The sequence below is a fragment of the Xanthomonas sacchari genome, assembly GCF_024266585.1.
Taxonomy (GTDB): Bacteria; Pseudomonadota; Gammaproteobacteria; order Xanthomonadales; family Xanthomonadaceae; genus Xanthomonas_A; species Xanthomonas_A sacchari_C.
This window is the reverse complement of the sequence record NZ_CP100647.1, coordinates 3,292,998-3,316,821: the sequence shown is the minus strand read 5'-3', so window position 1 is coordinate 3,316,821 and position 23,824 is coordinate 3,292,998. Positions and strand designations below refer to the sequence as shown.

Here is a 23,824-nt window from a genome sequence, read left to right as displayed (position 1 = left end):
CGTCTGCCGTCGGCGCCCCCTCCCATCGTGCCTCGGTGCCGCCCTCGTCGCCTGCGCCGCGTTCTCGGCCCAGGCGCAAGGCGTGCCGGACATGAACGTGCCCACCGAGATCATCAACGATCTGTGGGATGCGAAGGCCTTGCTGGTCAGCGGCGGACAGGGCAGTGGCTGCTACCCGGTCGCCGACGGCCATCGCGTCGCCGGCCCGACCCTGCGCACCAATGTCCGCTATACGGCGATCGGCATGGCGACCGCCGATTGCGCCGCCGGCAGCGGCATGGCCAGCGTCAATGTCCAGTTCTTCGCGCGCCCGCGTCCGGCGGGCATGTCCCTCCACATCGTCGACAACGGCATCGTCGTCAGCAACCGATGATCGACGCGGCCGCCGGCCGCGGCGCCCGGTTCAGAACAACGATCCGGTGTCCGCGGCCGGTGCCGGCATCGCGCCGCGGCGCGATGCCAGCCGGTCGGCCAGGCGGGTCGGTTCCGGCAGGCGGTAGCCGCGCAGGTAGCGCTGGGTCCACTGCCGCGCGCTGTCCACCGCCACGCGGTGCCCGGGCGAGACGATCAGCGGATTGCAGCGCAGCTTGCTGCGCAGCGCCCAGCCGACGATCTCGCCACGGTGCACGATGGGGCTGTGGTCGCCGGGCTGCGGCCCGGGTTCGTCGAAGCGGCCGGCCAGCAGGGTCTTGGCCACGCCGATGCTGGGCAGCCCGGTGACCACGCCGAAGTGCGCGGCGATGCCGAGCCGGCGCGGATGGGCGATGCCCTGGCCGTCGACGAACACCAGGTCCGGACGCTGCCGCAGCAGGTCCAGCGCGGCCAGCAGCGCCGGCAGTTCGCGGAAGCTGAGCAGGCCGGGCACGTAGGCCATCGCGGTGGGCACGCGGGCGACCTCGGCCTGGTGCAGCTGCAGGGTTTGCGCATCGAGCAGCACCGCGGCGGCGCGGGTGACCTGGCCATCGTCCTCGAAGCCCACGTCGAAACCGGCCAGCCAGCGCGGCGGGTCGGGGACGTCGTCCTGCAGGCTGACCTGGTGCGCCAGCGTCGCCTGCAGCGCGCGCGCCTGCACGATGCTGCCGTCCCAGTCGCCGAATACGGGGTGCGAAGAAGTCTCCATGCGCCGATGATCGTGCCATGTTCGTGGCTGGGGTGTGGAGGGGCCGGGAATGGGGAGTCGGGAATGGGGAATCGTGAAAGCCGGTTCCGAGTGGCGGCTGGCGATCAGTGCGTGCCCGGGCGCCCGACTTGCAGGGGAATCCCGCCGTTGCGATTCCCCATTCCCGATTCCCCATTCCCAGCCACCAGCTACAATCCAGGGCCGCACGACCCACGCATTCCCCAACGGAGACCGTCGCAGTGACCCGCAAACTCGTACTGTTGCGCCATGGCCAGAGCCAGTGGAACCTGGATAACCGCTTCACCGGCTGGGTCGATGTCGACCTGACCGAGCAGGGCCGCCAGGAAGCCGTGGCCGCCGGCCGGCTGATGCGCGAGGAGGGGCTGCAGTTCGACGTCGCGCATACCTCGGTGCTCAAGCGCGCCATCCACACCCTGCAGGGCGCGCTGAAGGAACTGGATCAGGACTGGCTGCCGGTGCACAAGAGCTGGCGCCTCAACGAACGCCACTACGGCGGTCTGCAGGGTCTGGACAAGGCCGAGACCGCCGCCAAGCACGGCGAGGACCAGGTCAAGATCTGGCGCCGTTCCTACGACATCCCGCCGCCGCCGATGGACGCGCAGGATCCGGGCCATCCGCTGCACGACCGCCGCTATGCCACCCTGGACCGCAACGCGCTGCCGGCCACCGAGTCGCTGGCGACCACGCTCGAGCGCGTGCTGCCGTACTGGCACGACGCCATCGCGCCGCAGCTCAAGACCGGGCAGACCGTGCTGGTCACCGCCCACGGCAACTCGCTGCGCGCGCTGTACAAATACTTGAACGACGTGTCGCGCGAACAGATCCTCGAACTCAACATTCCCACCGGCATCCCGCTGCTGTTCGAACTGGACGACACCCTGCAGGTGCAGTCCTACCGCTACCTGGGCGATCCGGAAGCGGCGAAGAAGGCGGCCGAAGCGGTGGCCAACCAGGGCAAGGCGAAGTAAGCGCCAGGATCGGCACGCCGCCGGCAGGAGCACGCGATGGGTGGATTCAGCATCTGGCACTGGCTCGTATTGCTGGTCGTGCTCGCGTTCCCGCTGCTGATCGGCGTGGTGGTGTGGCTGGCGATCCGCGCCCAGCGGCACCGGCCGCCGGCCGCGGCGCCGCCGCCGTTGCCGCCCACCGCCTCGGTCGAGCAGCGCCTGCGCGTGCTGGAGCAGCTGAAGGCGCAGGGACTGATCGACACGGCCGAGTACGCGCGTCGGCGCGAGCAGATCCTGTCCACGGTGTGAGTGCGTGAGGCGGCGGCGGCGCGTCGTCGCGGCCGGCCACGACACGACACGACACGACACGACACGACACCATGCGCCGCTGGTAGCCGTACTGCACGGCGTGTCGCGTGCAGTGCGCGTTGCCGCCTCTGTACGGCCCAGGCCCTAAGTCGGAACGTCCTACCCGTCTGCTGGGAACGGACGGACGGCTGCATGGCACCTCGCATCACCGGCTTTCGCCACACGCAAGCCGGATGCAGCTTGTCCTGTAGGAGCGGCTTCAGCCGCGACGGGGCGTTCCCGGAAGGCCGTCGCGGCTGAAGCCGCTCCTACGGGAGATGTCCCGACGTGATGAGCGCTGCGCTTCAGCCGTCGCTGGCGTCCACCCACACCCGCATTTCGCCCTCGCCGCGGTTGGCCCAGGCGAAGTAGGGCACGAAGGTCAGGAGCTGCGGTTGCCGCGCCGGCGGCGGCGCATCGTAGCGGTACAGCGGCGCGGTGGCCGCGTCGACGTCGCCATGCAGGCGTTCGCCCGTGGCCTGCAGCAGCACCTGGCCGGCCAATGCGCCGGTGCCGGGCACGGCCCGCAGCGCGGCGCTGGCGGGCAGGCGCAACTGGTGCAGGTCGGCGCCGTTGTCGGCTTGCTCCAGGCAGTACACCAGCGGCCCGCGCTGCACCGCGACCTTGCCGGCCAGGTGGCGCACGCGCGGGTGTCCGCTGACCCGCATCGGCGGCATCGGCAGGCGCAACTGCAGGGTGTCGCTGGACTGCCAGCGCCGCCGCAGCACGCAGTAGCCGTGCTGGCGGTACGCATCGATCGCCACGGGGTCGCCGTTGAGTCGCAACTGCGGCGCCTGGCACCAGTCCGGCAAGCGCAGGGCCAGCGCCGCGTCCACCGGCGCGCTGCAGTCCATGTCGAAGGCGATCCGGTCCTGCCACGGATACTCGCCGCGCTGGCGCAGGCTCAGGGTCTGCCCGCCGACCTCGAACCGCGCATCGCTGCCGACGTAGAGGTTCACGTACAGGGTGTCGTCGCGGCGGGTGTAGATGTAGTGGCCGAGCGAGGTCAGCACGCGGGCGATGTTGGGCGGGCAGCAGGCGCAGCCGAACCAGCGCTGGCGCACCGGCTTGACGTGGTCGAAGGTGTGGTTGCCGTGCACCGTGGGCGGGTGCACGTCCAGCGGATTGACGTAGAAGAAATGGCGCCCGTCCAGGGCCATGCCGCCGAGCACGGTGTTGTACAGCGCCCGCTCCATCACGTCGGCGTAGCGGCCGTCCGGCGCCAGCTGCAGCATGCGGTTGGCGAACATCATCAGCCCGATCGAGGCGCAACTCTCGTTGTAGGCGGTGTCGTTGGGCAAGTCGTAGTCGACGCTGAAGGCCTCGCCGTAGCTCTGCGCGCCGATCGCGCCGGTCAGGTACATCTGCCGCTGGGTGGCGTTGTTCCACAGGCGTTCGCAGGCCGCGCGCAGGGTGGCGTCGCCGCTGTGCCGGGCCAGGTGCGCCACGCCGGCGTACAGGTAGACGAAGCGCACCGCATGGCCCACCGCGGTGTCCTGCAGCGCCACCGGCAGGTGCGCCTGGCTGTAGGCCTTGTCCTGGATCATCCAGGCCGGGCCGTGCCCGCCCCAGAAGAAGGTGTGGCCGCGCTTGGCGTATTCGGCGTCGTAGTAGTGCGGCGCGGTGCCGCGCTGTTCGACGAAGTAGCGCGCCAGCGCCAGGTAGCGGGCCTCGCCCGTCGCTTCGTACAGGCGCATCAGCGCCAGCTCGATCTCCGGATGCCCGGGATAGCCGTGCAACTGGGTCGGGCCGGGGCCGAAGGTGGCGTCGATGTGGTCGGCGAGCCGGCACACGATGTCGAGCAGGGCGCGCTTGCCGGTGGCCTGGCAATAGGCCACGCCGGCCTCGATCATGTGCCCGGCGCAGTACAGCTCGTGGCACTCGGCCAGGTTGCTCCAGCGCTCCTGCGGCGCCTTCACGGTGAAGTAGGTGTTGAGGTAGCCGTCGGCCTGTTGCGCGGCGCCGATCAGCTCGATGGTGGCGTCGGCATCGCGCTCCAGTGCCGGATCCGGATGCTGCGCCAGCAGGTAGGCCACCGCTTCCAGCCATTTGGCCACGTCGCTGTCCTGGAACACCATGCCGTAGAACGCGCCGTCGCTGCGGCCGGCGGCGATGCGGAAGTTCTCGATGGCGTGGCTGGGTTCGGCATCGGCGACGTTGTCGTTGAGTGCGTCCCACTGATAGGGCAGCACCACCTCCTGCACCAGGCGTTGGTAGCGCTGCCAGAACGGGTCGGCGATGCGCAGGTCGGAAAGCGGCAGTTCCGGAGACGGCACGGGCGAATGCGGCATGGAGCGAAGATCCTGAAGGGTGGGGGAGGTCAGTGCACCGGGCGGGCGGTCAGCTCGGCGGCGATCTTGGCCAGCAGCGGCCGGCGCAGCCGGCAGCGCACGATCACCGCGGCCAGCAGCAGGTGCAGGCCGGCGGGGATCAGGGTTTCCAGCAGGGTGATGGCCTGCAGCGAGGCCGGACTCTGCCGGGCGGCGCCGGCGCGGTAGCCGGCGTAGACGAACAGCGCGCTGATCACCACCGCGCTCGAGGCCCAGGCCAGCTTGATGCAGAACAGGTTGAAGGCGAAGTTGATGCCCGAGGAGCGCACCCGGTTCTTCCATGCGCCGTAGTCGTCGGCGAAGGCCATCAGCGAAAAGTGCAGCGGCAGCGCGAAGCCCAGCACCAGGCAGTGCACGAAGATCACCCCCAGCCACAGCGCCTGCTGCGCCGGCCCGCTCGGCAGCCACCACTGCGCCACGCCGAACGCGGCCAGCGCCAGGTTGGTGTGCAGGTACAGCGCCAGCGGGTCGAAGCGGCGGCACAGCGCGTTGACCACGATCGCGCCGAGCACCGTGGCCAGCGCCACCATCGCGAAGAACAGCGAGGCGTAGCCGCTGCCGCCGCCGAGCACGTAGGTGATGAAGTACAGATAGCCGCCGCCGCGGATGTTGTACACGTTGATCAGCAGGAACGACATCAGCAGCACCAGCCGCAACTGGTCGTTGCGCAGCAGGCCGCGCAGGTGCGCGCCGATGCCGGCGCCGCCGAGCAGGCTGGCCGGCACGCGCTCGCGCACGGCGAAGAAACAGCACAGGAACATCGCCACCGCCAGCGCCGCCAGCACGCCCACGCCGCGCTGGTAGCCGCGTGCGGCATCGCCGTTGCCCAGTTCCCGCACCAGCCACGGCAACCCGACCGACACCAGGAAGCCGGCGATGCCGCACAGCACGAAGCGCCAGGACTGCGCCGAGACCACGTCGCGGTGGTCGCCGGTCATGCTGTTGATCAGCGCGCAGTAGGGCACGTTGATCGCGGTGTAGCACAGCGACAGCAGGAAGTAGCTGGCGAAGGCATAGGCGATCTTGGCGTCGGCGCTGAGCTGCGGCGCGCTGAAGGTCAGCACGCAGGCGATGCCGATCGGTGCCGCCACCCACAGTTGCCAGGCGCGGAAGCGGCCCCAGCGGCTGCGGGTGCGGTCGGCGATCAGGCCCATCACCGGATCGGACACCGCGTCGGCCACGCGCAGCACGGTGAACAGGGTGCCGACCAGCGCCGGGGTCAGGCCGAACACGTCGGTGTAGAAGAAGGTGAGGAAATTGGCGATCAGGCAGGTGACCACCGTGCCGCCGGCATCGCCGAGGCCGTAGCCGAATTTCTCCAGGCGCGACAGGCGCGGCGTGGTCGTGGCCGGTGCGGCGTCTGCGGCGGCATGGCCGATGGCGGTCGCAGTCAACGGGGCGGCTCCTGGCGCGCGCAATCCGGCGCCAGCGCAAAGTGGCATGGCACTGCAACCGCGACAAGAGTCTGTGCGGTATAAAACCGGTACGATTCCGACCACGGTTGCCGCGCCGTCCATGCGCGGGGCCTTTTTTCAATTGCTGCAGTGCAGCGTCACGCAGGCACGGGGAGACGTTTCCGACATGCTCGAGTTCACCGTCGCCTATCCGATCCGGGTCCAGAACGGAGGCCTGTTCATCTCCCGCGGGGTGGGCGCGCATCCGGCGCGGGTGATCCAGTCCTACGAGCTGATCTTCGTCGAGCGCGGCATCCTCTCCATTCGCGAACAGGACAACGACTTCCACGTCGGCCCCGGCGAGACGCTGCTGCTGTGGCCGGGCCGCGCGCACGCCGGCCTGGGCCAGTTCCCGGATGACCTGCGGTTCTACTGGGTGCATTTCGAACTGGAACCGGGCGTGGCGCAGGCGGACCACGCGGTGCCGCTGTCGATGCCGCAGCGCACCGCGATCCGCGATCCGGAACGCTTCGTCGGCCTGTTCCGCTGGTTCCTGGCCGAGCAGGAGGAACGGCGCACGCTGCCGATGCTCGAGCCGATCGTGCTGTCGATGCTGCAATGCGTGGCCGGCGCCTGGCCGGATCCGCACGCGTCCGAGCGCGCCGGGGCGGCGCTGGCGTACCGCGCCAAGCAGTTGATCGGCACCCAGTTCCACACCGCGCTCACCGCCTCGTCGCTGGCCGCGCAACTGCACTGCAATCCGGATTATCTGGGCCGCATCTACCGGCGCAGCTTCGGCACCACGCTGACCGAGGCGATCCACCGTCAGCGTATCGCCTTCGCCGAGAAGCTGCTGCTGGTCAACACCTGCGCGGTGGACGATGTCGCGCAGCGCGCCGGCTTCAGCGACAGCGGTTACTTCCGGCGCGTGTTCCGCCAGCGCTTGGGCATGACCCCCAGCGCCTACCGGCGCCTGTACTGCAAGGAGCACATCAACTCGGGCTGAGGCGGCTGCGGGCGCATGCGCGTCGCCGCCTGCCGGAAACCTGCTTGCGGCACTGCGCGTGCCGTCGGGTGCGCGGCAGGGGCAGGGCCTGGCCTGCCCGCGTTTGCAGGAGCGGCTTCAGCCGCGACCGGCATTCATGGGAATGCTCCGTCGCGGCTGAAGCCGCTCCTACGGGAAAAGCCGCCTTTGCGCTGCTCTAGCTCAACTGCTGGCCGATCTCGCGTGCCATCGCGCTCAGCGGCAGGATCCTCTCCGCGCCGCCGCGCTTGATCGCTTCCTTGGGCATGCCGAACACGACGCTGCTCTGTTCGTCCTGGGCCACGGTGCGCGCGCCGGCCTGGCGCATTTCCAGCAGGCCGACCGCGCCGTCGTCGCCCATGCCGGTCATGATGATGCCCAACGCGTTGCCGCCGGCCGCGCGCGCGGCCGAACGGAACAGCACGTCCACCGACGGCCGGTGCCGATTCACCGGCGGCCCGTCCAGCACCTCGACGAAATACTGCGCGCCGCTGCGACGTAGCAGCATGTGCTTGCCGCCGGGCGCGATCAGCGCGCGTCCGGGCACCACGCGGTCGTTGTTGGCCGCTTCCTTCACCGCGATCTGGCACAGCGTGTCCAGGCGCGCGGCGAAGGCCGCGGTGAACTTCTCCGGCATGTGCTGGACGATGACGATGCCCGGGCTGACCCGCGGCAGCGCGGTCAGCACTTCCTCCAGCGCCTGGGTGCCGCCGGTGGAGGTGCCGATCGCCACCACCCGTTCGGTGGTCTGCGACAACGCACGCCCACCCTGCGCCGGCAGGATCACGTCGGCGGTGTGCTTGATTTCCGGCTCCGCCGGCGCCACTGCCGGGCGCGACGCCAGACGCTTGACGTTGGCGCGCGCGGCGCTCTTCACCGTGGCGATCATCTCCTCGGCCGATTCGGTGAGGAACTGCTTCAGGCCCAGCTTGGGCTTGGTCACCACCGCCACCGCGCCGGCGGCCAGCGCGTCCATGGTCACCCGCGCGCCCTTCTCGGTGAGCGTGGAGCAGATCACCACCGGAGTGGGGCGCTCGCTCATGATCTTGCGCAGGAAGGTGATGCCGTCCATCTTCGGCATCTCCACGTCCAGCACGATCACGTCCGGCCACTGCTGGCGCATCTTGTCCATCGCCAGCAGCGGGTCGGCGGCGGCGGCGATGACCTCGATGCCGGGCGCGTCGTTGAGCACGGCGACCAGCACCTGGCGGACCACCGCCGAGTCGTCGATCACCATGGCCTTGATCGTGGTCATGCGGGGTTCTCTCCTGGCGCGTCGGCGTTCATGGTTTGCGGTAGACCGACGGCGCGATCTGGACGACCTCGCCGTTGACCTCGTTGAGGCTCTCGGAGTGGCCGATGCAGAAGATGCCGCCACGCTTGAGCGTGCCCAGCACCCGCGTCACCACTTCGCGCTTGGTCTGTCCGTTGAAGTAGATCATCACGTTGCGCAGGAACACCACGTCGAACTGGCCCAGGTTGGGCAGCGGCGCGTTGAGGTTGGCGTGCAGGAAGCGCACGTGGTCGCGGATGCGGCGGTCGATCAGCATGCTGCCTTCGTACTCGCCGCGGCCCTTGAGGCAGTAGCGCTTGAGCATGGCCTGCGGCATGTGTTCGATGCGCAGCAGCGGGTAGTGGCCGGTGCGCGCCTTGGCCAGCACGCGGGTGCTGATGTCGGTGCCGACCACCTCGTAGGGGCGGCCCTGCAGGGTGTCGTCCAGCACCATGGCCATGCTGTAGGCCTCCTCGCCGCTGGAACTGGCCGCGCTCCAGCAGCGGAACGGCGCACTGCCGGTATGCGCGGCGGCGACGCTGCGCAGTAGCTCGAAGTGCTTGGGCTCGCGGAAGAAATAGGTTTCGTTGGTGGTCAGCAGGTCGATCGCGGTCTGCACCTCGCCGCTGCCCTCGCGGCTTTCCAGCAGCTTGAGGTACTGGGTATAGGTCTGCAGCGAATGCGCCTTCAGGCGCTTGCCCAGGCGTCCGCACAGCATGGCCTTCTTGGCCGGGGAGATGGTGATGCCGGTCGCGTCGAAGATGAAACGCTGGAACCGGCCGAATTCCTGCTCGGTGATGGTGTCGGTGCTGGTCATGGTCGTGCCGGTCAGTGGGTGACGCCCGAGGCGGAGGCGGGGCCGTGTTCGTGCAGCAGGCGGTGGTGTTCCAGCAGCCAGGCGTGCAGCGCGCCGCCGCCCAGCGGACGCGCCAGCAGGTAGCCCTGGCCGAAGTCGCAACCCAGCGCCTGCAGCAGGTTCCAGTCCTCCACCGTCTCGATGCCCTCGGCGACGGTGCGCAGTCCCAGCCGCTGGGCCATGCCCAGGGCCGACTCGAGGACGGTGCGCAGGTTGCGGCTGCGGTGCGCGTCGTGGACGAAAAGGCGGTCGATCTTCAGTTCGGTGAAGGGAATGCGGGTGAGTTGCTGCAGCGAGGAGAAGCCGGTGCCGTAGTCGTCCAGCGACAGGCCGAAGCCCTGCAGCCGCAGCCGCGCCAGCATGCCCAGCGCGCTGCCGAACACCAGCGAGCTTTCGGTGATCTCCAGCACCAGATCGGACGGGACCAGGCCGTGCCGGCGCAGTTGCGCCAGCAATTCGTCGAGCAGGTTCGGATCCTGCAACAGGCTCGGCGACAGGTTCAGCGCCAGGGTCAACGGGAAGCCTTCCTGTTTCCAGGCCGCCAGCCGTGCCATCGCCTGGTCGGCGACGCTGGCGGTGAGCGCATGGATCAATCCCTCGCGCTCGGCCAAGGCGATGAAGCGGTCCGGCGCGATCGGTCCGGCGCTGGGATGGCGCCAGCGCGCCAACGCTTCCACGCCGCCGACCTTGCCGCTGCGCATGTCGACCTTGGGCTGGTAGGCCACCTCGATGTCGCCGCGCTGCAAGGCCTGCCGCAGTTGCGCCGCATCGATCGCGCTGTCCGCCGCGGCGGATTCCTCGCGCGCATGCGGGTGCGGCCTGGCTTGCAGGGCCGCACCCAGTTCCTGCGCGCGCAACGGTTTCTCCAGCCCGGCCAGCATGTTCAATCCGCTGGCACGCCCGACCTGCAGGGTCGATTCGATCAAGGCCGCGCCGCGTTGCGAGGCCACCACGATCGGCATCTGCACCTTGCAGCGCGCCAGCGCGTCGAGCAATTGCACCCCGTCCATGCCGGGCATCTCCAGGTCCAGGATCAGCAGGCCCAGGGCCGGCGCGCGGAGGCAGCGCGCCAGCGCCGCATGCCCGTCCCCGGCCTCTTCCACCGCCGCCGCCCCCAGCCGCAGGCACAGCGACAACGCGTGTTCCCGCTGCACCTGGCTGTCGTCCACGACCAGGATGGTGCCGAAGTCACTCAGGATGGCGGTGTCGTGGAAGGGAGGCATGCGCATGTCCAGCGGCAGCGGTTGGCGGGGCGGAGACGCAGCGCGCGCTGCGCTGCGTGGGTCACGCCGCCATGGTTTCCTCGGCCCCCGTTTCGATGCCGGCCATGGCGACGAACTCCTGGGTCGACAATACCGCATCGGCATCGAGCAGGATCACGAAGCGTTCGCCGACCTTGCCCATACCGTGAATGAAATCACGGCGGATGCCGGCGCCGAACGCCGGCGGCGGGGCGATGTCGCTGCCGGCGATCTCCAGCACCTCGCTGACCGCGTCCACCAGCAGGCCGAGCACCTGGCGCTCGTCGCCGTTGGCCACTTCGATGATGACGATGCAGGTGCGCTTGCTGATCTCGCTGGGCGCGCGGCCGAAGCGTTGCTGCAGGTCGACCACCGGCACCACCGCGCCGCGCAGGTTGATCACCCCGCGCAGCGCGGGGGGCATCATCGGCACGTCGGTCGGCGTGCGGTACTCGATGATCTCCTTGATGCCGAGGATGCCCACGCCGAACATTTCCTTGCCGAGCAGGAAGGTCAGGAACTGGTCCGTCGCCAGCTCGCCGGCGTCGGAGGGTGAGAGGGAAGCGGGAGCGTTCATGGCCGGGCCTCAGAAGGTTTCGAAATGGGCTTCGTCCAACGTGTCGGCCAGGACCAGCTGGCCGTTGGCCACCCGCGCGATCGGCTTGGAGGGCTGGCCGACGCGACCGCGGACACCAGGACGCCGTGCGGCGCCCTTGGCGATCGGGGCGGCCTGCAGCTTGAAGAAGCTCATCAGCTGCTGCAGCTGCTCGGCCTGCGCGCTCATTTCCTCGGCGGTGGCGGCCAGTTCCTCGGAGTTGGACGCGGCCTGCTGGGTGGTCTGGTTGAGCTGGCCGACCGCGGCGTTGATCTGGCCGACGCCGGAGGTCTGTTCCTCGGAGGCGGCGGTGATTTCCTGCACCAGGTCGGAGGTGCGCTTGATCGACGGCACCATTTCGTCCAGCAGCTTGCCGGCATTCTCCGCCAGCTCCACGCTGGAGCTGGCCACGTCGCCGATTTCCTGCGCCGCGACCTGGCTGCGTTCGGCCAGCTTGCGCACTTCCGCGGCAACCACCGCGAAGCCCTTGCCGTGCTCGCCGGCGCGCGCGGCTTCGATGGCCGCGTTCAACGCCAGCAGGTTGGTCTGGTAGGCGATGTCGTCGATGATGCCGATCTTCTGCGCGATCTGCTTCATCGCCTGCACCGTCGCGCGCACCGACTCGCCGCCATCCAGCGCCTGGTTGGAGGCCTTGCTGGCCATGCCGTCGGTGATCTTGGCGTTTTCGGTGTTCTGCGAGATCGAGGCGGTCATCTGCTCCAGCGAGGCGCTGGTTTCCTCGACGCCGGCGGCCTGCTCGCTGGCCGCCTGGCTCAGCGATTGCGCGGTGGCGCTGACTTCCTCCGAGGCGCTGGCCAGCGCTTCGGCACTGCCGTTGACCTCGGCGACCACCTGCGACAGGCGCGCGATGGTGTCGTTGACGTAGTTCTTCATCTCCGCGTAGGCGCCGTCGTAGTGCTTGTCGATGCTCTGGGTCAGGTCGCCTTCGGCCAGGCCGCCCATCACCCGCACCACGTCCTGGATGCTGCCGCCGGTGGTGGTGGCCAGCTCGTTCAGGCCCTGGCCCATCTCGCGCTGGAACCCGGCCAGTCCATCGAGCGCGACGCGCTCGGAAAAATCACCGCGGTTGGCGGCCGCGACCACGCGGCGCTGGCCGTCGATGACCAGCTTCAGCCGCTCGACCATGCTGCGCATCGCAGACAGCGCGCTGCCGCTGTCGTTGGCGCGCACCGCCACGACCAGGTTCAGGTCGCCCTGGGCGACCTTGTTGGCGATCTCCGCCACGTACGCCGGCTCGCCGCCCAGCAGACGGGTGAGGATGCGCACGATGAAGAACGCCACGACGACGCCGAGCAGCAACGAGGCGACGATGGTGGTGATGATCAGCGCGCGCGCGGAGGCATACAGATCGTCGCCGCGATCGCTGGCGTCCATCCCGCCCTTGACGTTCAGATCCACCAGCTTGTCGATCGCGTCGGCGGTGCCGCGGAACAGTTGCCGCTGCTCGCCGTTCAGCACGGCCAGCGCTTCCTGCGTCTTCGCCTGCGCGTTCAGCGTCAGCAGCTGCTTGTGCAGTTCGTTGTAGCGGTCGAACTTCTTGGCGAAATCCTCGTACAGGGCGTGCTCTTCCGGCGAGGAGATCAGCGGCACGTAGGTCTTGCGGTTGTTCTCGAAGGCCTCGAGGGTCTTCGTCATGCGGGTGTCGTAGTCCTGCATCTCCGCCGGGTCGGTGGCGATGGCCCGCTGCACTTCCAGCAGGCGCAGCTTGTTGAAGTTGGCGCTCATTTCCTCGATGTTGCGGATGCTGGGCATCCAGTTGCCGGCCATCTCCGTGGACGAGCCGTTGATCCTGGCCATCTGCAACGTGGCGAAGATGCCGCTTGCCAGCATCAGCAGCAGCACCAGGCCGAAGCCGATGCCGATGCGTGTTCCGATTTTCATGTTCTTGAACATTGTGCATTCCCCCTGTGGATGCGTGTGTGGTGACTGCGGGTATCAGAAACTGTCGAAATGCAGTTCGTTTGGCGGCGCCAGCGCGAGCGCGCCGTCGCTGTGGCCGAAGCTGCGCGAGCGCGGCGGCGACCTCCTGATCGGGGCGACGCGCGGTGTTTCGACCGGACGTCGCGGCGCGACCGCCTGGTTGGTGTGGAAGAAACTCATCAGTTGTTGCAACTGCTCGGCTTGCCCGCTCATCTCCTCGGCGGTAGCGGCCAGTTCCTCGGAGTTGGCCGCGGCCTGCTGGGTGGTCTGGTTGAGCTGGCCGACCGCGGCGTTGATCTGGCCGACGCCGGAGGTCTGTTCCTCGGAGGCGGCGGTGATCTCCTGCACCAGGTCGGAGGTGCGGCGGATCGACGGCACCATCTGGTCGAGCAGCTTGCCGGCGTTTTCCGCCAGGCCGACGCTGGATTCGGCGACTTCGCCGATCTCCTGCGCCGCGACCTGGCTGCGTTCGGCCAGCTTGCGCACTTCCGCGGCGACCACCGCGAAGCCCTTGCCGTGCTCGCCGGCGCGCGCGGCTTCGATGGCCGCGTTCAGCGCCAGCAGGTTGGTCTGGTAGGCGATGTCGTCGATGATGCCGATCTTCTGCGCGATCTGCTTCATCGCCGCGACCGTGGAGCGCACCGCATCGCCGCCCTCGGCGGCTTCGCGCGCGGCCTTGGTGGCCATGCCGTCGGTAATCTTGGCGTTTTCGGTGTTCTGCGAGATCGAGGCGGTCATCTGCTCCAGCGAGGCGCTGGTTTCCTCGACGCCGGCGGCCTGCTCGCTGGCCGCCTGGCTCAGCGACTGCGCGGTGGCGCTGACTTCCTCCGAGGCGCTGGCCAGCGCTTCGGCGTTGATGTTGACCTCGCCCACCACCTGCGCCAGGCGCGTCACGGTGGCATTGAGGCTGTCGCACAGCTCCTTCAGCTGGCCTTCGCACTGCACGTTGGCCTGCCGGGTCAGATCGCCGTCCTCGATCGCCTTGAGCACCACGCGCGCTTCGTCCAGCGGGCCGATCACCGCGTCCAGGGTCTGGTTGATGCCATCGACGATGCGGCGGAAATCGCCCTGGTGCAGGCCGGCGTCGGCGCGCACTTCCAGGCGCCCGGCGCTCGCCGCCGCGACCAGCAGGCTGGTGTCGCGGATCAGCGCCCGCAGGTTGGCGCGCACCTGTTCGATGGTGTCGTTGATGAACACCTTCTTGCCCGGGAACGTCTCCAGCGGCGCGTCGAAGTTGCCGCGGCCGAACTCGGCGATGCAGGCCATCGCCTTCTTCTTCACCGCGATGTGGCCGACCACCATGCTGTTGATGCCCTCGGCCATGCTGCGGAAGTCGCCCTCGAACAGGCTGCTGTCGATGACCACGTCGATATCGCCGGCGTCGTGTTCGGCGGACATGTGGTTCATCTGCGCGATCAGGCCCAGCAGGTTGCGGCGCACCTGTTCGACGGTGTCGTTGATGAACGCCTTCTTGCCCGGGAACGTCTCCAGCGGCGCCTTGAAGTTGCCGCGGCCGAACTCGGCGACGCAGGCGATGGCCTTCTTCTTCACCGCGATGTGGCCGTTGACCATGCGGTTGATCCCCTCGGCCAGGGTGCGGAAGTCGCCGTCGAAGCGATGGCTGTCGATGACCACGTCGATGTCGCCGGCATCGTGCTCGGCGGACATGTGGTTGATCTGCGCGATCAGTTCCAGCAGGTTGCGGCGCACCTGTTCGATGGTCTCGTTGATGAAGGCCTTCTTGCCGGGGAAGGTCTCCAGCGGCGCGCGGAAGTTGCCGCGGCCGAACTCGGCGACGCAGGCCATGGCCTTCTTCTTCACCGCGACATGGCCGGCCACCGCGCGGTTGACGCCATCGGCGATGTCGCGGAACTCGCCATGCAGCGTGCTGGGGTCGATCGCCGCGTCGATGTCGCCGGCCTCATGGGCGAGGACCATCTGCTTGATGCCCTCGTTGGCGCGGCGCACGTTGCCCTGCACCTCGCGCAACCCCACCACCAGCTCGCAGGCCTGTTCGCTGCCGACCTGCGGCAGCACCGCGTCGAACTTGCCGCGCGAGAAATCGTAGAGGGTTGCGGCGGTGACGCGGACCGAGCGTGCCGCGCTGCTCACGGTCCATCCGAGCACGAGCGCGGCCACTGCGCTGGCCGCGGCGCTCAGGGTCAGCGTCGTGGCCGCCGGCAGCGAGAGCGTGTAGGCGGCGAGGGCGGCCGTCAGCGGCAGCGCAACGGCGACCGCGCTGGCGGTCCAGAGTTTGGAAGCGATGCTGAACTTGGTGGACATGGAGGCAGTTCCCGGACGGTCGGAGTGGATGGAACGATGGAGAGCGACAGGACACACACCAACGATGGCGGCCGGCGCCCCGGAGCGGAGCGCCGCGTCAATGCGAGTTACGCCCTCGAGGGCGTGGTGCGACCCCGAGGGAAATGCACAGGCGTGGCCGCGTTGCCGGACGCGGCCGCCGCCGGATCAGGCCGCGAGCGCCTCGTGCGCCGGCTCGACCTGTTGCAGCAGCGAGGGCACGTCCAGAATCAGGGCGACGCCGCCGCTGCCGAGAATGCTCGAGCCGCTGATGCCCTTGACCCCGGCGAACACCTTGGACAATGGCTTGATCACCGTCTGCCATTCGCCCAGCAGGGTGTCCACCACCAGGCCGAAGCGCTGCGCACCCTGGCGGATCACCACGATGCTCTCGCGCGCCGGGCGTTCGCCGGCGATGGCGAACAGCGAACGCAAGCGCACGTAGGGCAGGATGCCGCCGCGCAGATCGATGTAGTCGCTCTGGTAGGTGGCCTCGAACTCCACGCATTCCTCGACCGCGTCCAGCGGTACCACGAACACCGATTTGCCGACGCCGACCTGGAAGCCGTTGATGATCGCCAGGGTCAGCGGCAAGCGCACCGAGATGGTGGTGCCCACGTCCTGCTGGCTGCTGATGTCGACGCTGCCGCGCAGCGCGGTGATGTTGCGCTTGACCACGTCCATGCCGACGCCGCGGCCGGACAGGTTGGTGACCTTCTCGGCGGTGGAGAAGCCCGGCTCGAAGATCAGCGCGAACACCTCGCGGTCGGAGAGCTGGCGGCCGGGCTCGATCAGCCCGCGCTCCAGTGCCTTGGCCAGGATCTTGTCGCGGTTGAGGCCGCCGCCGTCGTCGCTGATCTGGATGACGATGCTGCCGGAATCGTGGAAGGCGTTGAGCCGTACCGTGCCGCGTACCGGCTTGCCGCGCGCCTGGCGCACCTCGGCCGGTTCGATGCCGTGGTCCATGGCGTTGCGGACCAGGTGGGTCAGTGGATCGGCGATCTTCTCCACCACCGACTTGTCCAGCTCGGTGTCCTCGCCGTTGACCACCAGCGCGATGTCCTTGCCCAGCTCGCGGGCGACGTCGTGGACCACGCGGTGGAAGCGGTTGAAGGTGCCGCCGATCTTGACCATGCGCAGCTGCAGCGCGCTTTCGCGCACTTCCTCGACCAGCCCGGCGAGGATCGAGGTGGACTCCAGCAACTGCGCGTCGCCGGTGCGCTGCGCGTTGGCGCCGGTGCTGGCGACGGCGATGATCAGTTCGCCGACCAGGTCGATCATGCGGTCGAGCTTGTCGGCGTCCACGCGGATCGAGCCGCCTTCGCCGCGGGCGCCCGCGGCCTTGGCGTTGCCGGCGGCAACGCTGCTGGCGGCCGGTGCCGCCGCCGCGGGCGTGGCTGCCGGCGCCGCCGCGGTCTCGAACCCGGCGAAGTCGTCGGCGCTGGCCTGGCTGCCGGCCTCGGCCACCAGCAGCGGCAGCGCCAGGTTGGCGGCGTCGCCGTCCGGGTCCACCGCCAGCACCTGCAGGTCGCAGTCGTCGCGCACGAACTCGAAGATGTCCTCGATCGCGGCCTGCGAGGCGTCCGAGCGCAGCAGGATCTCGAAGCCCAGGTAGCAGGCTTCCGGATCCAGGTCCGGCAGTGCCGGCACGTCGTGGTGATGCGTCCGCACCGCCTCCAGCGTGCCGAGCCTGCCCAGGCAGCGGATCAGATGCAGCGGCGAATTGCCGAAGCGCAGCGCGTCGGCGAACGGCCGCAGCGCGATCCGCCAGTAGCCGGTCTGCGCCGGCGCCGCCGCGACGGCGGCCGCCACGGCGACGGGCGCCGCAGTCGGTTGCAGATAGGTCTGCAGGCGATCCAGCAGCGGCGCGCCGTCGGCGGCCAGGGCGGCCTCGTCGGCCTCGGCGCCGGCCGCCGCTTCCACCAGCGCGCGGATGTGGTCGCAGCAGGCCAGCATCAGCTGGATCAGTTCCGAATCCAGCGCGACCGCATGTTCGCGCACCAGGTCCAGCACGCTCTCCACCACATGGGTGAAGCCGACCAGTTGCGCCAGGTCGAACAGGCCGCCGGAGCCCTTGATGGTGTGGGCGGCGCGGAAGATCGCGTTGACCGCGTCCGGGCCGGCTTCGCCGCGCTCGGCTTCCAGCAGGTTGCGTTCCATGTCCTCGAGCAGATCGCGGCTCTCGGCGATGAAGGTCTTCAGCAGATGGTCGAGGTTCATGGCCATGGGTCGAGTCGGTGGAGAAGTCAGTGGACGCTGCCGCCGGCGGGCGCCAGCTTGTCGTACAGGCCAAGCACGGCGAGCGCCTCGGCGACCGGTGCGCTGCAGTCCTGCAGATGGAATGGCCGTCCCAGTGCGCGCAAGGCCACTTGCGTGGCGAGCAGCAGCTGCACGCCGGTGGCGTCGATCTCGGTCACCTCGCGCAGCTGCAGGCACACCCCGCCCGGATGCTCCAGCGCCGGCAGCAACAAGGGCTTGAGCTCGCTGGCGCGACGGATGGTCATTTCGCCGTCCAGGTGCACCTGCAGCGGCGAATCGTCTGATGTGGAACCCATGCGTGTACTCCTTAGGCGGGGCGGCAGGGCGTGTGTGCTCGATGAGAATAAAAATCATCGAGGCGTCGCAACGTTCTCCGTGGGCTAGGTATCGGCGTGTGCGGCGGAATAATTAGCGTCCAAGACACTTTTTTTTCCGATCGCTGCAATCGATGTCATAGGGCAGCGTGTTTTGCGCCCCGCGGCGGTTTTCCGGCGCGATGTTGCGAGTGCGATAGTATTTTTATGAATTAAAAACGCCGCGCTGCCGACGCGTTTTCCAGGTGTGACTTTGTAACTTCACAAACCTAAATCGTTTTGGTTTCGATCGATCAATACACGGGATTACGGCAGGCGCTGCGCTTGCGCAGGAGCGCGATCAATAAAACGCGGGTACATCCATGAAATCATGAGGCACGGGCCGACCGGCGCGACATCGGCACGCCGGTACTCCTGTTCGCGCAGCCTCAGCGCGGCGACAGCGCCGCGAGCAGGCCGCGCGCGGCATTGAAGCGATCGGCCGCCTCCGGCAGCGGCAGCTTGAGCTTCAGCTTGTCCGGGCCGTCCATCGTGTACAGCCTGGGCTGCTTCTGGATCATCTGGATGATGGTCATCGGGTCCACGTTGGGCTTGGCCTCGAACACCAGGCGTCCGCCATGTTCGCCCAGTTCCAGCTTGCGGATGCCCAGCGCGTTGGCCTGCAGCTTCAGTTCGGCGATCGCGAACAGGTGCTTCACCGGGTCCGGCAGCAGGCCGAAGCGGTCGATCATCTCCACCTGCAGCTCGCGCAGGCCGTCGCTGTCGCGGGCGCTGGAGATGCGCTTGTACAGGGTCAGGCGGGTATGCACGTCGGGCAGGTAGTCGTCGGGGATCAGCGCCGGCACATGCAGTTCCACTTCGGCGCCGCGCGCTTCCTCGCCGGCGTCCAGGTCCGGCAGCTTGCCCTGGCGGATGCTGCGTACCGCGCGTTCCAGCAGTTCGGTGTACAGGCTGAAGCCGACCTCGGCCATCTGCCCGCTCTGGTCCTCGCCGAGCAGTTCGCCGGCGCCGCGGATCTCCAGGTCGTGGGTGGCCAGGGTGAAGCCGGCGCCCAGTTCGTCCATCGAGGCAATCGCGTCCAGGCGCTTCTGCGCGTCCGGGGTGATGCTGCGCCGGTCCGGCACCAGCAGGTAGGCGTAGGCGCGGTGGTGCGAGCGGCCGACGCGGCCGCGCAGCTGGTGTAGCTGCGCCAGGCCGAAGCGGTCGGCGCGGTTGATGACGATGGTGTTGGCGTTGGGGATGTCGATGCCCGATTCGATGATCGTGGTGGACAGCAGCACGTTGAAGCGCTGCTTCTGGAAATCCAGCATCACCTTTTCCAGCTCGCGCTCGGGCATCTGTCCGTGGGCGATGCCGATGCGCGCCTCCGGCACCAGCTCGCTCAGCTCGCGCTGCATGCGGCCGATGCTCTCCACGTCGTTGTGCAGGAAATACAGCTGGCCGCCGCGCGCCAGCTCGCGCTGGAAGGCTTCGCGCAGCAGCGCGTTGTCCCACTGGGTGACGAAGGTCTGCACCGCCAGCCGGTTCGGCGGCGGGGTGGCGATGATCGACAGGTCGCGCAGGCCGGCCATGGCCATGTTCAAGGTGCGCGGGATCGGCGTGGCGGTCAGCGTCAGCAGGTGCACGTTGGCGCGCAGCGCCTTCAGCGCTTCCTTCTGGCGCACGCCGAAGCGCTGCTCCTCGTCGACGATGACCAGGCCCAGGTCCTTGAACTTCACGTCCGGCTGCAGCAGGCGATGGGTGCCGACGATCACGTCGATGCTGCCGGCGGCGACTTTCTCCAGCTCGGCCTTGATCTCCTTGCTGCTCTTGAAGCGCGACAGCACCTCGACCTTGAGCGGGTAGTCGGCGAAGCGGTCGCGGAAGTTGCGGTAATGCTGTTCGGCCAGCAGCGTGGTCGGCACCAACACCGCCACCTGCTTGCCGGCGCTGGCCGCGGCGAAGGCCGCGCGCACCGCGACCTCGGTCTTGCCGAAGCCGACGTCGCCGCAGACCACGCGGTCCATCGGCTGGCTGCTGGCCAGATCGCGCAGGGTGGCGTCGATCGCCGCCAACTGGTCGGGGGTTTCCTCGAACGGGAAGCCGGCGGCGAACGGCTCGTACATCGCGCGGTCCACCTGCAGCGCGAGCCCGGCGCGGGCCTGGCGGCGCGCCTGGATTTCCAGCAGTTCCGCGGCCACGTCGCGCACCTTCTCGGCGGCCTTGCGCTTGGCCTTGGTCCACTGCTCGCCGCCCAGCGAATGCAGCGGCGCGGTCTCGGCCGAGGCGCCGGAGTAGCGGCTGATCAGGTGCAACTGCGCGACCGGCACGTACAGGCGGTCGCCCTTGGCGTATTCGATTTCCAGGAACTCGCCGGGCATGCCGCCGGCATCGAGCACGATCAGCCCGCGGTAGCGGCCGACGCCGTGGTCCTCGTGCACGATCGGCGCGCCCTCGGACAGTTCGCCCAGGTCGCGGATGATCGCTTCCGGTTCGCGCCCGACGCGGCGGCTGCGCCGCGGCTGGCTGGCGCGCTCGGGGAAGAGCTGGCGCTCGGTCAGCACCGCGATGCGCGGCTCCTCCAGCGCGAAACCGTCGTCCAGCGGCGCCACCGCAATGGCGAACCGCGCAGCGATAAGCCCCTCTCCCCCCGGGAGAGGGGTTGGGGTGAGGGTCCGACCGCTAGTGGAGTTCGTCTGCGCAGCCGTGGAACTTGCCGAAGCACCCGCCTTCTTCACTCCAGCCCGCGCAAGCGCCGCCCCCTCATCCGGCGCTTCGTGCCAGCGTCTCCCGCTGGGAGAAGGGAGGAAGGCCGCGAAATTCGGCAGCACCTCCGGCTTCAACTCCGCGGCGGCCAACACCTCCAGCAGCGCCTCGCGGCGGCCGGGCGAGTCGGCCGCGATCAGCACCCGGCCCGGGTAGTGGTCGAGGAAACTCTTCAGCGCCGCTGCCGGCGCGGCGTCCTTTGCCGCCACCGGCAACGGCGGCAGCGGTTGGTCGCCCAGCGCCTGCGCCTCGTCGATGCGCGGGTGGTCGGCGGCCCACACGTCGATGCGCGGCAGGCCGTTGAGGCGCTCGCGCAGCGCGTCCGGCGCCTGGTACAGCTCTTCCGGCGCCAGCAGCGGGCGCTCCACGTCGTGGCGGCGTTGCTCGTAGCGGGCCTGGGTCTGCGCCCAGAACGCATCGGCGGCGGCGCCCACGCCCGGCGCGATCAGCGGCAGCACGCGCTCGCTCAGGTAGTCGAACAGGGTCGCGGTGGTTTCGCGCGCACCGCTGCTGCCGCGCGCGTCCTGGAAGAACAGCGGCAGGTAGTACTCGATGCCCGACGGCGCCAGACCGGCCTTCAGATCCTGGTACAGCGCACTGCGCCGGGTGTCCACGTCGAAGCGCTCGCGCAGCGCGGTCAACACCCGCTCCACGCTGGCATCGTCCATCGGCACTTCGCGCCCGGGCAGCATGTGCACCGCCTGCACATGATCCAGCGAGCGTTGCGATTCGGGGTCGAAGGCGCGGATCGAGTCGATGTCCTCGTCCAGCAGTTCGATCCGCAGCGGCGCGTCGGTGCCCATCGGGTACACGTCGAGCAGGCCGCCGCGCACGGCGAAATCGCCCGGGTCCATCACCTGCGGCACGTTGCGGTAGCCGGCGCTTTCCAGCCGGCGCTTCTCCGCATCCAGGTCCAGGCGCTGACCCACGCGCAGGTCGAAGCTGCCGCCGACGATGTAGCGCAATGGCGCCACCCGCTGCATCAGCGTCTGCACCGGCACCACCACGATGCCCTGGGTCAGCGTCGGCAGCCGGTGCAGCGCGGCCAGGCGCTGGCTGACGATGTCCGGGTGCGGACTGAACTGGTCGTAGGGCAGGGTTTCCCAATCCGGGAACGGCACCACCGGCAGGCTGGGATCGTCGCCGAGCAGGCTATGCAGGTCGGCTTCGAGCTGATGCGCGCTCTGGTTGTCGCGGGCCACCACCAGCAACGGTCCGCGATGCGCGGACGCGGCGCAGGCGATGTGCCAAGCCAATGCGGTGGAGGACGCGGGAGCGCGCCAGTGCGCGCGGAGCTGGCCGGACTTGGGCAGCGGCGGAACGGGGAAGGAATGGGGCGGCATGGACCAACTAGTTTAGCAAGGTCGGGACCGGGGACCCGGAAGCGCAGGCGCCAGGGGCGCCGACGGAGCTCTGGCTTTCCCGGGTCCCGGGCCCCGAGTTTTCAGTTACCCAGTTCCAGCACCACCCGCACCAGGTCCGGATTGTCTGGGTGCGGCATGCGCTGGAAGCCCAGCGACTCGGCCAACTGAAGCATCGGCACGTTGCGTTCGAGCACGTCGCCGTAGAGCCGGTCCAGGTACTTGCGGCGCGCCCACTTGACCAGCTTGCGCATCAGTTGCCGGCCCAGGCCCTGGCCGGAGACGAAGCTGCTGACCAGGATCGCGTACTGCGCCTCGCGGGTGCCCGGGGTGATCGCCGCGCGCGCCACCGCGCCGACCACGGCCTCGCCCGGCGGCAGCGGTTCGGCCGCGACCAGGATCAGCTCCGACTTCGGATTGGGATGGGTGAGGCGTTGCGCCATTTCCTCGGTCAGCTCCTGCATCGAATGCAGGAAGCGCTCGCGGATCTCGGTCGGCCCGAGCAGGCCGAACGCGCCCTGCAGCGGCGCGCTGTCTTCCGGCCGGATCGGCCGGATCAGCAATTCGCGCCCACTGGGCAGGGTGAAGGTTTCATGCCACGGAGGCATGCGGTTGCGGGTAGCCATGGCCGTATGATCCTGGACGAAGCCTGGATTCTCGCATTACCGGACGCCCGCGCCCGTGAACGCAGCGTCCTGCGCATGTGCTGGTGCGGCGGTCTTGCGACAGTGGCGCTTCGTCCAAGGGAATGGGCGACGGTGACGACTTCGCATGCCGTCGCGTGTCCGCGGCGATCGGGCTCGGCCTGGCGGTATTGCTGGCGGTGTGCTGCTGGGGGCGCGCCTCGGCAACTCACCCCTCGCGCTTGAGCCATTCCAGGCGCGTGCTGGCGCCGCCTTCGCCCAGGTGCGCCTTCAGCGGCGGCAGCGCTTGCGCCAGCGTCTGCTCGAACTGCCAGGGCGGATTGAGCAGCAGCATGCCGCTGCCGTTGAGCCGCAGCGGCGAGTCGTCCGGACGCACCTGCAGTTCGGCGACCAGTGCCGACGCCACCGGCAGGGCCGCGGCCTTGCGGAAGAACGGCTGCAGGCTGCGGCGCTGCTTGATCGGGTACCACACCGCGCACACCGCCTGCGGCCAGCGCCCCAGGGTCTCGCGCAGCGCGGCCACGATCAGCGGATATTCGGCGTCCTGCGCCTCGTAGGGCGGGTCGATCAGCACCAGCCCGCGGCCGATCCGGTTGGCCCCGGATTTCGGCGGCAGGAACGCCTTGATCGCCGCATAGCCATCGCCGGCATGTACCTGCACGCGGCGGTCGTGGGCGAACAGTGCCTTCAGTTCCGCGGCTTCCTCGGCCTGCAGTTCGCAGGCGGCGAGCCGGTCCTGCGCGCGCATGGCCTGCGCCACCAGCAGCGGCGAACCCGGATACGCGACCAGGGCGCCCACCGGATTGTCGGCCTGCACCGCGCGCAGGTAGCGTTCCACCACCTCCGGCAGGGTCGGCTGGCCCATCAGCCGCAGCACGCCGGCGGCGGCCTCGCCGGTCTTGCGCGCCTCGTTGGCGGCGAACAGGTAGCGGCCACGCCCGGCGTGGGTGTCGAGCACGAAGAACGGGCTGTCCTTGCGCTTGAACGCATCGAGCAGCGCCAACAGCACGATGTGCTTGAGGACGTCGGCATGGTTGCCGGCGTGGAAGGCGTGGCGGTAATTCATCCGCGCAGTGTACGGGGCGCCACGCCAGCCGGCCATGCTTGGCG

18 protein-coding genes are annotated in these 23,824 nt (G+C 69.1%); 4 read left to right on the top strand and 14 right to left on the bottom strand.

What is annotated here, in order from left to right:
* Positions 1 to 91 precede the first annotated feature (91 nt).
* Complete coding sequence (locus NKJ47_RS13840) at positions 92 to 373, top strand: hypothetical protein (protein ID WP_254458436.1); 282 nt, start codon at positions 92 to 94, stop codon at positions 371 to 373.
* Positions 374 to 403: 30 nt separating this feature from the next.
* On the opposite strand, the gene nfi is transcribed toward NKJ47_RS13840, so the two are convergent.
* Positions 404 to 1,120: a deoxyribonuclease V gene (gene nfi / locus NKJ47_RS13835; RefSeq protein WP_254458435.1), complete on the bottom strand. Its 717-nt coding sequence runs from the start codon at positions 1,118 to 1,120 to the stop codon at positions 404 to 406.
* Between the two features lie 239 nt (positions 1,121 to 1,359).
* On the opposite strand from nfi, the gene gpmA reads away from it, so the two are divergent.
* Together gpmA and NKJ47_RS13825 are read left to right on the top strand one after the other, a co-directional pair.
* On the top strand, positions 1,360 to 2,109 hold the full coding sequence (gene gpmA / locus NKJ47_RS13830) for a 2,3-diphosphoglycerate-dependent phosphoglycerate mutase (RefSeq protein WP_254458434.1): 750 nt from the start codon (positions 1,360 to 1,362) through the stop codon (positions 2,107 to 2,109).
* A gap of 36 nt (positions 2,110 to 2,145) precedes the next feature.
* The gene (locus NKJ47_RS13825; protein ID WP_254458433.1) at positions 2,146 to 2,397 is read left to right on the top strand and encodes an SHOCT domain-containing protein; all 252 of its coding nucleotides are present in this window, start codon (positions 2,146 to 2,148) and stop codon (positions 2,395 to 2,397) included.
* A gap of 344 nt (positions 2,398 to 2,741) precedes the next feature.
* Here NKJ47_RS13825 and NKJ47_RS13820 read toward each other — a convergent pair whose 3' ends face one another.
* Both NKJ47_RS13820 and NKJ47_RS13815 read right to left on the bottom strand, forming a co-directional pair.
* Positions 2,742 to 4,727: a glycoside hydrolase family 127 protein gene (locus tag NKJ47_RS13820; RefSeq protein WP_254458432.1), complete on the bottom strand. Its 1,986-nt coding sequence runs from the start codon at positions 4,725 to 4,727 to the stop codon at positions 2,742 to 2,744.
* A gap of 29 nt (positions 4,728 to 4,756) precedes the next feature.
* Entirely contained in the window at positions 4,757 to 6,160 is a 1,404-nt protein-coding gene (locus NKJ47_RS13815) for an MFS transporter (protein WP_254458431.1), read from the bottom strand.
* A 187-nt stretch (positions 6,161 to 6,347) separates the two neighbouring features.
* Here NKJ47_RS13815 and NKJ47_RS13810 point away from each other — a divergent pair, with 187 nt between their 5' ends.
* Complete coding sequence (locus NKJ47_RS13810) at positions 6,348 to 7,166, top strand: helix-turn-helix transcriptional regulator (RefSeq protein ID WP_254458430.1); 819 nt, start codon at positions 6,348 to 6,350, stop codon at positions 7,164 to 7,166.
* A 196-nt stretch (positions 7,167 to 7,362) separates the two neighbouring features.
* Here the strand turns inward: NKJ47_RS13810 and NKJ47_RS13805 are convergent, their stop codons facing one another.
* From NKJ47_RS13805 to NKJ47_RS13755, 11 genes are all read right to left on the bottom strand, one after another.
* On the bottom strand, positions 7,363 to 8,439 hold the full coding sequence (locus tag NKJ47_RS13805) for a protein-glutamate methylesterase/protein-glutamine glutaminase (protein WP_254458429.1): 1,077 nt from the start codon (positions 8,437 to 8,439) through the stop codon (positions 7,363 to 7,365).
* 28 nt (positions 8,440 to 8,467) lie between these two features.
* Positions 8,468 to 9,274 (bottom strand): CheR family methyltransferase, encoded by an 807-nt coding sequence (locus NKJ47_RS13800; RefSeq protein WP_254458428.1) that lies wholly within the window; start codon positions 9,272 to 9,274, stop codon positions 8,468 to 8,470.
* 11 nt (positions 9,275 to 9,285) lie between these two features.
* On the bottom strand, positions 9,286 to 10,536 hold the full coding sequence (locus NKJ47_RS13795) for an EAL domain-containing response regulator (RefSeq protein ID WP_254458427.1): 1,251 nt from the start codon (positions 10,534 to 10,536) through the stop codon (positions 9,286 to 9,288).
* A gap of 61 nt (positions 10,537 to 10,597) precedes the next feature.
* Positions 10,598 to 11,131, bottom strand: a complete 534-nt coding sequence (locus tag NKJ47_RS13790) for a chemotaxis protein CheW (RefSeq protein WP_254458426.1) — start codon at positions 11,129 to 11,131, stop codon at positions 10,598 to 10,600.
* Between the two features lie 9 nt (positions 11,132 to 11,140).
* Entirely contained in the window at positions 11,141 to 13,063 is a 1,923-nt protein-coding gene (locus tag NKJ47_RS13785) for a HAMP domain-containing methyl-accepting chemotaxis protein (protein WP_429002426.1), read from the bottom strand.
* A gap of 42 nt (positions 13,064 to 13,105) precedes the next feature.
* Positions 13,106 to 15,373: a methyl-accepting chemotaxis protein gene (locus NKJ47_RS13780; RefSeq protein WP_254458424.1), complete on the bottom strand. Its 2,268-nt coding sequence runs from the start codon at positions 15,371 to 15,373 to the stop codon at positions 13,106 to 13,108.
* A gap of 186 nt (positions 15,374 to 15,559) precedes the next feature.
* A complete protein-coding gene (locus tag NKJ47_RS13775; RefSeq protein ID WP_254458423.1) occupies positions 15,560 to 17,611 on the bottom strand; it encodes a chemotaxis protein CheA in 2,052 nt (683 codons plus the stop codon).
* Between the two features lie 26 nt (positions 17,612 to 17,637).
* A complete protein-coding gene (locus NKJ47_RS13770) occupies positions 17,638 to 17,946 on the bottom strand; it encodes an STAS domain-containing protein (RefSeq protein ID WP_254458422.1) in 309 nt (102 codons plus the stop codon).
* 446 nt (positions 17,947 to 18,392) lie between these two features.
* Positions 18,393 to 22,052 (bottom strand): transcription-repair coupling factor, encoded by a 3,660-nt coding sequence (gene mfd, locus NKJ47_RS20835; protein WP_254458421.1) that lies wholly within the window; start codon positions 22,050 to 22,052, stop codon positions 18,393 to 18,395.
* A 101-nt stretch (positions 22,053 to 22,153) separates the two neighbouring features.
* Positions 22,154 to 22,696, bottom strand: coding sequence for a GNAT family N-acetyltransferase (locus NKJ47_RS13760; protein ID WP_254458420.1), 543 nt, complete (start codon positions 22,694 to 22,696; stop codon positions 22,154 to 22,156).
* A 226-nt stretch (positions 22,697 to 22,922) separates the two neighbouring features.
* Complete coding sequence (locus tag NKJ47_RS13755; RefSeq protein ID WP_254458419.1) at positions 22,923 to 23,780, bottom strand: 23S rRNA (adenine(2030)-N(6))-methyltransferase RlmJ; 858 nt, start codon at positions 23,778 to 23,780, stop codon at positions 22,923 to 22,925.
* Positions 23,781 to 23,824 lie beyond the last annotated feature (44 nt).

What these genes read in the sequence shown, in the direction of transcription:
- NKJ47_RS13785 (WP_429002426.1), bottom strand. Translation starts at nt 13,063, where the DNA reads ATGTTCAAGAACATGAAAATCGGAACACGCATCGGCATCGGCTTCGGC.
- NKJ47_RS13825 (WP_254458433.1), top strand. Translation starts at nt 2,146, where the DNA reads ATGGGTGGATTCAGCATCTGGCACTGGCTCGTATTGCTGGTCGTGCTC.
- NKJ47_RS13805 (WP_254458429.1), bottom strand. Translation starts at nt 8,439, where the DNA reads ATGACCACGATCAAGGCCATGGTGATCGACGACTCGGCGGTGGTCCGC.
- NKJ47_RS13820 (WP_254458432.1), bottom strand. Translation starts at nt 4,727, where the DNA reads ATGCCGCATTCGCCCGTGCCGTCTCCGGAACTGCCGCTTTCCGACCTG.
- NKJ47_RS13800 (WP_254458428.1), bottom strand. Translation starts at nt 9,274, where the DNA reads ATGACCAGCACCGACACCATCACCGAGCAGGAATTCGGCCGGTTCCAG.
- NKJ47_RS13795 (WP_254458427.1), bottom strand. Translation starts at nt 10,536, where the DNA reads ATGCCTCCCTTCCACGACACCGCCATCCTGAGTGACTTCGGCACCATC.
- NKJ47_RS13775 (WP_254458423.1), bottom strand. Translation starts at nt 17,611, where the DNA reads ATGAACCTCGACCATCTGCTGAAGACCTTCATCGCCGAGAGCCGCGAT.
- NKJ47_RS13790 (WP_254458426.1), bottom strand. Translation starts at nt 11,131, where the DNA reads ATGAACGCTCCCGCTTCCCTCTCACCCTCCGACGCCGGCGAGCTGGCG.
- mfd (WP_254458421.1), bottom strand. Translation starts at nt 22,052, where the DNA reads ATGCCGCCCCATTCCTTCCCCGTTCCGCCGCTGCCCAAGTCCGGCCAG.
- NKJ47_RS13840 (WP_254458436.1), top strand. Translation starts at nt 92, where the DNA reads ATGAACGTGCCCACCGAGATCATCAACGATCTGTGGGATGCGAAGGCC.
- NKJ47_RS13760 (WP_254458420.1), bottom strand. Translation starts at nt 22,696, where the DNA reads ATGGCTACCCGCAACCGCATGCCTCCGTGGCATGAAACCTTCACCCTG.
- NKJ47_RS13810 (WP_254458430.1), top strand. Translation starts at nt 6,348, where the DNA reads ATGCTCGAGTTCACCGTCGCCTATCCGATCCGGGTCCAGAACGGAGGC.
- NKJ47_RS13755 (WP_254458419.1), bottom strand. Translation starts at nt 23,780, where the DNA reads ATGAATTACCGCCACGCCTTCCACGCCGGCAACCATGCCGACGTCCTC.
- NKJ47_RS13770 (WP_254458422.1), bottom strand. Translation starts at nt 17,946, where the DNA reads ATGGGTTCCACATCAGACGATTCGCCGCTGCAGGTGCACCTGGACGGC.
- nfi (WP_254458435.1), bottom strand. Translation starts at nt 1,120, where the DNA reads ATGGAGACTTCTTCGCACCCCGTATTCGGCGACTGGGACGGCAGCATC.
- NKJ47_RS13780 (WP_254458424.1), bottom strand. Translation starts at nt 15,373, where the DNA reads ATGTCCACCAAGTTCAGCATCGCTTCCAAACTCTGGACCGCCAGCGCG.